Origin of the sequence: Bradyrhizobium sp. 31Argb, assembly GCF_043638955.1 — a bacterium.
Lineage (GTDB): Bacteria > Pseudomonadota > Alphaproteobacteria > Rhizobiales > Xanthobacteraceae > Bradyrhizobium.
The window spans coordinates 1-7724 of record NZ_JBEGDB010000339.1 but is presented as its reverse complement, the minus strand read 5'-3'; the positions used below and the strand labels follow the sequence as shown (position 1 = coordinate 7724).

Here is a 7724-nt window from a genome sequence, read left to right as displayed (position 1 = left end):
AAGCCTTGAATCACGTTCAATCTGATTTGAGAATCCCAAGAGTCCACACGGCCTAAGGCCATATGCGATTCCCCTACCTTTCAGGGGAGGGTGCAATCCCTCTCGACGGCACACCTGCGGGGCAGTGGTGGGAACGGCAGCAAGCTATTTTCTGGTCTTCTTCGGCGGCGGCCTGGGTGCGATGCTGCGTCATTTCATCAATCTCGCCTGCGGCCGCAGCCTCGGCACAGATTTTCCCTACGGCACCTTCATCATCAACATCACCGGTTCGACCGTGATGGGCCTGATTGCGGGTTATCTCGCCTTCAAGGGCGAGGCGTCGCAGCCGTGGCGGCTGTTCCTGATGACCGGCATCCTCGGCGGCTACACCACCTTCTCCGCCTTCTCGCTCGACGCCGCGCTGCTCTACGAACGCGGCGAACTCGCGCTCGCAGCGTTCTACGTGCTCGGCTCGGTCGCGCTATCGATCGCCGGCCTGTTCGCCGGACTGGCCATCGTCCGCCACCTCACATGAACCGCTCCGTCATTCCGGGACGCGCCTCTTGGCGCGAACTATGATGTGCAATTGCACATCAGAGAATCCATCGGGCCGCATACGCAGGCGGTGAAATGGATTCCGGGCTCGATGCTGTCGTATCGCCCCGGAATGACGAATGGAGGGAGCGCCGCATCGATGCATGGCCATAGCCTGCGCGCGCATGGATGCATGGCCAGCTTCCGTTTGCGTCGCCTTTGTGACGGGACTAAGCAGGATGGAAATTCTCACCCCGCCTTGGCCCCATTGCCTTGTCAGATGCACCGCTAAAGGATCCGCCGCCGGCCGATGACGCCGCGGAGGCCGAGTCGCCGCCCGGCCGTGTGCGCAAGCCGATCGGCTGGTCGATGATCTCAATCCTCGTGCTGGTTCTGGTCTGTGCGGCGCTGGTCTATCGGCGTGACGGCGCCGATGGCGTGATCGAGATCCTCACCCACGACCTCTCGCTGTTCGGCGGCATCCTGCCGCGCGTGCTCGCGGGCTGCCTGCTCGGCGCGTTCATCGCGGAAATTCTGCCGCACGAAAAAGTCTCGCGCTCGCTCGGACCGAAGTCGGGATTGAAAGGCCTTCTGATCGGCACCGCCTTCGGCGCGATCCTGCCGGGCGGTCCCTTCACCGCCTATCCGGTGGCGGCTGCACTGCTGACCGTCGGAGCCGATTTCGGCGCGACGATCGCGCTGGTGGTGAGCTGGACCCTGATCGGCTATGGCCGCGCGGTGGCCTGGGAATTGCCGATCATGGGCACCGAGTTCACGCTGTGGCGGATCGTGATCTCGCTGCCGCTGCCGGTGCTCGCCGGCGCCTTCGGCCGCTTCGTCTATGCCCGCGTCTATCCGAACGGCGCGCCGGAATGAGCGCGGCGCTCCTGATCGACATCCTGCTGTGGGGCTCGGTCGCCGGCGTCGGCTTCATCGCCTGGCGCCGCGGACGCACGGTGCTGGTGTCGTCGTTGCGCGAAGGTTCGCTCGAATTTGCCAACATCATGCCGCGGATCGCGATCGGCGTGGTCGGGTCGGGCTATATCGCCGCGGTGATCCCGCAAGAGATCATCGCCGGCTGGCTCGGGCCGGACAGTGGCTGGCTCGGCGTGCTGACCGCCGTCATCGCGGGCGCGGCGACCCCGGGCGGGCCGGTGGTCGGTTTTTCCATCGGCGCGGTGGCGCTGAAGGCCGGCGGCGGTCCACCCCAGGTGATCGCCTATGTCGTCGCCTGGGCGTTGTTCGCTTTCCAAAGGGTGATCCTGTGGGAAATCCCGTTCATGCTGGCCCGCTTCGTCTGGTTCCGCGCCGCCGTCTCGGTGCCGTTTCCGTTCCTGGCCGCCGCCATCGCGATGGCGATCGGCAAACCGTGAACTTCCAGCAGGTGGACTCGCGTAATGTTATAATGTAACGTTTCGTTAAATGGCACACGCACAGCCCCATAGCCACGACCACGTCCATGGACATGCTCACGACCATGTCGCCCACAGCCATGGTCCGGCAACGCCGCATCCGGCGCAGGCCGCGACCTGGTCGATCCTGCGCATGACCGTCGCAGCGCGCCTTGCGGCAGCGCTCGCGGTCTGTGCCGGCCTGTGGGCCTTCGTGCTGCTGGCGATGAGGTGAGCGATGGCGGCACAACTGCAATTCCGCAACGTCACGCTTGGCTATGACCGCCATCCGGCGGTGCATCATTTGAACGGCGAGGTGGCCTCCGGCGCGCTGCTCGCGCTGATCGGCCCGAACGGCGCCGGCAAGTCGACGCTCTTGCGCGGCATCGCCGGCATCCTGAAGCCGCTCTCCGGTTCGATCCATCTCGGCGGCCTCGACCACAGGGATATCGCCTACCTGCCGCAGTCGGCCGAGATCGACCGCAGCTTCCCGATCTCGGTGTTCGATTTCGTCGGCACCGGCCTGTGGCGCGGCATCGGCCTGTTCGGCGGCATCGGCAAGGACGCGCGCGAGAAGATCCTTGCTTCGATCGCCGCGGTCGGCCTCAACGGCTTCGAGAACCGGCCGATCGGTACGCTCTCCGGCGGCCAGATGCAGCGCATGCTGTTCGCGCGGGTGCTGCTACAGAATGCGCGATTGATCGTGCTCGACGAGCCCTTCAACGCCATCGACGCCAAGACCACCGCCGACCTGCTGGCGCTGGTCAAGCGCTGGCACGGCGAGGGGCGCACGGTGCTGGCGGCGCTGCACAACCTCGACATGGTGCGCGCCAATTTCCCGGAAACGCTGCTGCTCGCGCACGGGCCGGTGGCGTGGGGGCCGACCACCGAGGTGCTGACGCCGGACAACCTCACGGTGGCGATGCGGATGTGCGAAGCCTTCGACGACCGTGCCGCCGCCTGCGTCGTGGACACTTCGCGCGCCGCCTGATGCCATGCTCACCGACGCGCTGATCGCGCCCTTCACCGAGTTCGAGTTCATGCGCCGCGCGCTCGCCGCTGTGGTCGCGCTGTCGCTCGGTGCCGCACCGATCGGCGTATTCCTGATGCTGCGGCGGATGAGCCTGGTCGGCGACGCCATGGCGCATGCGATCCTGCCGGGCGCGGCGATCGGCTTCCTGCTCTCCGGGCTCAACCTGTTCGCGATGACGGTTGGCGGTCTGGTCGCGGGATTTGCGGTGGCACTGCTGGCCGGCCTCGTTGCCCGCAACACCGAGCTGAAGGAGGACGCCTCGCTCGCCACCTTCTATCTGGTCTCGCTGGCGCTCGGCGTCACCATTGTTTCGATCAAGGGCACCAATATCGACCTGCTGCACGTGCTGTTCGGCGACATTCTCGCGATGGACAACCAGACGCTTCTGGTGATCACCTTCAACGCCACCATCACGCTGCTGGTGCTCGCGGTGATCTATCGGCCGCTGGTGATCGAATGCGTCGATCCGCTGTTCCTGCGCACCGTCAGCCGCGCCGGCGCGCCGGCGCATCTGGCGTTCCTGGCGCTGGTCGTGGTCAACCTCGTCAACGGCTTTCATGCGCTCGGCACGCTGCTCGGCGTCGGGTTGATGATCCTGCCGGCCGGCATCGCCCGGTTCTGGTCGCGCGACATCACCGGCATGATCTGCATCGCGGTCGCAAGCGCGATGCTTTCGGGCTATGCCGGGCTGGTGCTGTCGTTCCAGACGCGGATTCCCTCAGGCCCCGCGATCATCCTGGTCGCGGCCGGGCTCTATCTGGCCTCGCTCCTGTTCGGCAATGTCGGCGGACTGGTCCGCCAGATGTTCCCCGGCCGGCATCTGGAGGCTTAGCGGCGATGCGACGGTGGTTCTGGCTCGCGCTGCTCGCGCTCGTCACGCTTGTCGCTCCGGCACGCGCGCAGGAGCGTCTCAACGTGGTCGCGAGCTTCTCGATCCTCGCCGACCTCGTGCGCAATGTCGGCGGCAACGGCGTCAACGTGGCGATGCTGGTTGGCCCCGAGGGCGATGCCCATGTGTACCGGCCGAACCCGGCGGACGCCAGGAAGGTCGCGGAAGCGAAGCTGCTCTTCATCAACGGGTTCGGCCTGGAAGGCTGGCTGCCGCGGCTGGTGCAATCCGCCGGCGGCAAGGCGACCATCGTCACCGCGACGGACGGGGTCACGCCGCTCAAGCTCGGCTCCGCCCCCGATCCCCATGCCTGGCAGTCCGTCGCCAATGCCAAGATCTATGTCGCCAATATCCGCGACGCGCTTGCGGCCGCCAGCCCTGCGAACGCGACTGCCTTCCGCGCCAATGCGGACAGCTATCTGGCAGAGCTCGACGCGCTGGACAGCGAAGTCCGGCAGGCGGTTGCGACGATCTCGGAAGCGCACCGCAAGGTGATCTCGACCCACCGCGCCTTCGGCTATTTCGCGGCCGCCTACGGCATCGAGTTCATTGCCCCCGTGGGGGTCTCGACCGAATCCGAGCCCAGCGCCCGCGATATCGCAGGCATCATCACCCAGATCAAAAAAGCGAAAATTCCGGCGGTTTTTCTCGAAAATGTCAGCGATCCCCGCCTGATCCAGCGGATCTCCGAGGAGACCGGGGCCAGGATCGGCGGGACCCTCTATTCGGACAGCCTCACTGCCGAAAAGGGCGAGGCACCCACTTACATTGCGATGGTAAGGCACAATATAAAGGCCTTGACCAGCGCGCTTGGCCACTAGGGCGGGGGCCCTCCCTGCCGGCCCGGGCAGCGCGTTCCAAGTTCCGCCCCCGGAGTTGCCATGCCAGAACCTTCTTCGCAAAAGATCCCTGTGACCGTGCTGACGGGCTATCTCGGCGCCGGCAAGACCACGCTGCTCAACCGCATCCTGTCCGAGAACCACGGCAAGAAATATGCCGTCATCGTCAACGAATTCGGCGAGATCGGCATCGACAACGACCTGATCATCGGGGCCGACGAGGAAGTGTTCGAGATGAACAACGGTTGCATCTGCTGCACCGTTCGCGGCGACCTCGTCCGCATCATGGACGGGCTGATGAAGCGCAAGGGCAAGTTCGACGCCATCATCGTCGAGACCACTGGTTTGGCCGATCCCGCGCCGGTGGCGCAGACCTTCTTCGTCGACGAGGACGTGCAGAAGAACGCCCGGCTCGATGCCGTCGTCACGGTGGCCGACGCGAAATGGCTCAGCGACCGCCTGAAGGACGCGCCCGAGGCCAAGAACCAGATCGCGTTTGCGGACGTCATCGTGCTGAACAAAACCGACCTCGTGTCAAAGCCCGAGCTTGCCGAGGTCGAGGCCCGCATCCGCGGCATCAACCCCTACGCCAAGCTGCATCGGACCGAGCGCTGCAAGGTGGAACTGGCCGACGTGCTGGAGCGCGGCGCCTTCGACCTCGACCGCATTCTCGACATCGAGCCGGATTTCCTGGAAGCCGACGATCACGATCACGATCATGACCATGATCATCACCACCATGGCCATGACCATCACCACCATGACCACGGCCACGGCATGAAGCACTACCATGACGAGGAGATGCAGTCGTTGTCGCTGCGCACCGACAAGGCGCTCGACCCCACGAAATTCATGCCGTGGCTGCAGAACCTGGTGGCGACCGAGGGCCAGAAGATCCTGCGCTCCAAGGGCATCCTCGCCTTCGCCGGCGATGACGACCGCTACGTGTTCCAGGGCGTCCACATGATGCTGGAAGGCGACCATCAGCGGAAGTGGAAGGAGGACGAGCCACGCGAGAGCCGGCTGGTCTTCATCGGCCGCGAATTGCCCGAGCAGGCGATCCGCGACGGCTTTGAGCGCTGCATCGTCTCGTGATGAGCGAGTTCGACCCGGGCGAGGTTCCCTCCATCGCTTCGATGACCGACCAGATACGGCCAGTGCCGCTCGGCATGGCCGTCACATCAGTGCATTTCCTTGGCGACACCGCCCACTTCATCGGCACCGAGGAGAATGTCGCCATCGTCGGCGGGGAGGGCGAAGTCTCGCAGACGCCGGTGCATGGCGGCGCAATCCTCTGCTCCGTCTGCGATGGCGAGCGGATCGTCATGGGCGGTGACGACGGCAAGCTGGTCGCCCTCAATGCCAAGGGCGAGGTCTCGACCTTGGCGACCGACCCGAAGCGGCGCTGGATCGATGCCGTGGCGCTGCATTCCGATGGCGCGGTGGCATGGTCGGTGGGCAAGACCGCGTTCGTGCGTCCGGCCAAGGGCGAGGAAAAGTCCTTCGATGCGCCGTCCACCGTCGGCGGCCTTGCCTTTGCGCCAAAGGGCCTCCGGCTCGCAATCGCCCATTATGGCGGCGCGACGCTGTGGTTTCCCAACATGGCGGCGAAGCCGGAATTCCTGGAATGGGCCGGCTCGCATCACGCCGTCACCTTCAGCCCTGACAACAAATTCCTGGTCACCGCGATGCATGAGCCGGCGTTGCATGGCTGGCGGCTTGCCGACAACAGGCACATGCGCATGAGCGGCTATCCCGGCCGGGTGCGTTCGATGTCGTGGAGCGCCGGCGGCAAGGGGCTTGCCACATCAGGCGCGGACACCGTCATCATCTGGCCCTTCGCCTCCAAGGACGGCCCGATGGGCAAGCAGCCGGCGATGCTGGCGCCATTGCAGGCGCGCGTCGCAGTCGTCGCCTGCCACCCGAAGGACGACATTCTGGCGGCCGGCTACAGTGACGGCACCGTACTGATGGTGCGGATGGAGGACGGGGCCGAGATCCTGCTCCGCCAAAACAAGGGCGTGCCTGTCGCGGCGCTCGCCTGGAACGCCAAGGGTACGCTATTGGCATTCGCGGACGAAGACGGCGACGGGGGTCTGTTGGCGTTTTAATCACCTGTCGTGTCCAAGCCGTATCGAGGGGCCATGCGGTTTCTGACGACCTTCCAACTCGCTGATTTCTTCGACACGCTGATGAGCCTGACCACAGCCTTCGTGCTGGGCACGCTGATCGGCGCCGAGCGGCAATATCGCCAGCGCACCGCCGGCCTGCGCACCAATGTACTGGTCGCGGTCGGAGCGGCTGCGTTCGTCGACCTTGCGATGCGGCTGGCAGGCGCGGACGGCGCGGTGCGGGTGATCGCCTATGTCGTGTCGGGCATCGGCTTCCTCGGCGCCGGCGTCATCATGAAGCAGGGCATGGACGTGCGCGGGCTCAACACGGCGGCCACCTTGTGGACATCTGCCGCGGTCGGCTCCTGCGCCGGCGCCGACATGGAGGCGCAAGCCGCGGCCCTCACCGTGTTCATCCTTGCCGGCAACACGCTGCTGCGGCCCCTGGTGAATGCCATCAACCGCATTCCGCTCGACGAACTGGCGTCGGAGGCGACCTACTATTTCAAGCTCGCAGTCTCCACCGAAGCCTTGCCCCACATGCGCGACCAATTGGTGGAGAAGCTCGAAGCCGCCAGCTACCCGGTAGCCGATATCGAGGTTCAGGAGATCGGTGACAATCTCTTGGAGATCGTGGCGACGTTGGTGAGCACGTCAGTCAACCCCAACGAACTGAATGCCGTGGTGGTCGACCTGCAGCACCAGGCGGGCGTTCGCCACGCCACCTGGGAAGTCAACACAGCCGATTAGGGCCTGGGCTCATAAAGGCGCTGACGTCAACTTTGCGGGACTAGATCATGATCCGATTAGACGGAATCGGATCATGATCTCATCTCTTTGTTTGAGCATGATTTTTTCGGAAAACCGGTTTCCACTTTTCCGGATCATGCTCTAGGCCGTGTGGACAGTTACCTTATCCAGAGCAGAGTGGCGGCAATGGCGACGACG

10 protein-coding genes are annotated in these 7724 nt (G+C 64.9%); all 10 read left to right on the top strand.

The window, feature by feature from the left end; all coding sequences use genetic code 11:
- Window positions 1–127 precede the first annotated feature (127 nt).
- The 10 genes from crcB (at window position 128) to AAFX91_RS36600 (ending at window position 7526) form a co-directional block, all read left to right on the top strand.
- Window positions 128–514 (top strand): fluoride efflux transporter CrcB, encoded by a 387-nt coding sequence (gene crcB / locus AAFX91_RS36645; protein ID WP_130577927.1) that lies wholly within the window; start codon window positions 128–130, stop codon window positions 512–514.
- A 272-nt stretch (window positions 515–786) separates the two neighbouring features.
- Window positions 787–1389 carry a permease gene (locus AAFX91_RS36640; protein ID WP_130577928.1) on the top strand — a complete coding sequence of 201 codons (603 nt, stop codon included), beginning with the start codon at window positions 787–789 and terminating at the stop codon, window positions 1387–1389.
- Complete coding sequence (locus AAFX91_RS36635) at window positions 1386–1886, top strand: hypothetical protein (RefSeq protein WP_394569760.1); 501 nt, start codon at window positions 1386–1388, stop codon at window positions 1884–1886. Before AAFX91_RS36640 ends, AAFX91_RS36635 begins: the two co-directional genes overlap by 4 nt.
- Before the next feature lie 49 nt (window positions 1887–1935).
- Complete coding sequence (locus AAFX91_RS36630; RefSeq protein ID WP_394569759.1) at window positions 1936–2139, top strand: hypothetical protein; 204 nt, start codon at window positions 1936–1938, stop codon at window positions 2137–2139.
- Window positions 2140–2142: 3 nt separating this feature from the next.
- Window positions 2143–2895, top strand: coding sequence for a metal ABC transporter ATP-binding protein (locus tag AAFX91_RS36625; protein ID WP_394569758.1), 753 nt, complete (start codon window positions 2143–2145; stop codon window positions 2893–2895).
- Window positions 2896–2899: 4 nt separating this feature from the next.
- Complete coding sequence (locus AAFX91_RS36620) at window positions 2900–3769, top strand: metal ABC transporter permease (RefSeq protein WP_394569757.1); 870 nt, start codon at window positions 2900–2902, stop codon at window positions 3767–3769.
- Window positions 3770–3774: 5 nt separating this feature from the next.
- A complete protein-coding gene (locus tag AAFX91_RS36615; protein ID WP_394569756.1) occupies window positions 3775–4647 on the top strand; it encodes a metal ABC transporter solute-binding protein, Zn/Mn family in 873 nt (290 codons plus the stop codon).
- Window positions 4648–4707: 60 nt separating this feature from the next.
- Window positions 4708–5760: a GTP-binding protein gene (locus tag AAFX91_RS36610; protein WP_130578735.1), complete on the top strand. Its 1053-nt coding sequence runs from the start codon at window positions 4708–4710 to the stop codon at window positions 5758–5760.
- Complete coding sequence (locus tag AAFX91_RS36605) at window positions 5760–6776, top strand: WD40 repeat domain-containing protein (RefSeq protein ID WP_165421105.1); 1017 nt, start codon at window positions 5760–5762, stop codon at window positions 6774–6776. The genes AAFX91_RS36610 and AAFX91_RS36605 overlap by 1 nt, the downstream gene beginning before the upstream one ends.
- A 33-nt stretch (window positions 6777–6809) precedes the next feature.
- On the top strand, window positions 6810–7526 hold the full coding sequence (locus AAFX91_RS36600) for an MgtC/SapB family protein (protein ID WP_394569755.1): 717 nt from the start codon (window positions 6810–6812) through the stop codon (window positions 7524–7526).
- Window positions 7527–7724 lie beyond the last annotated feature (198 nt).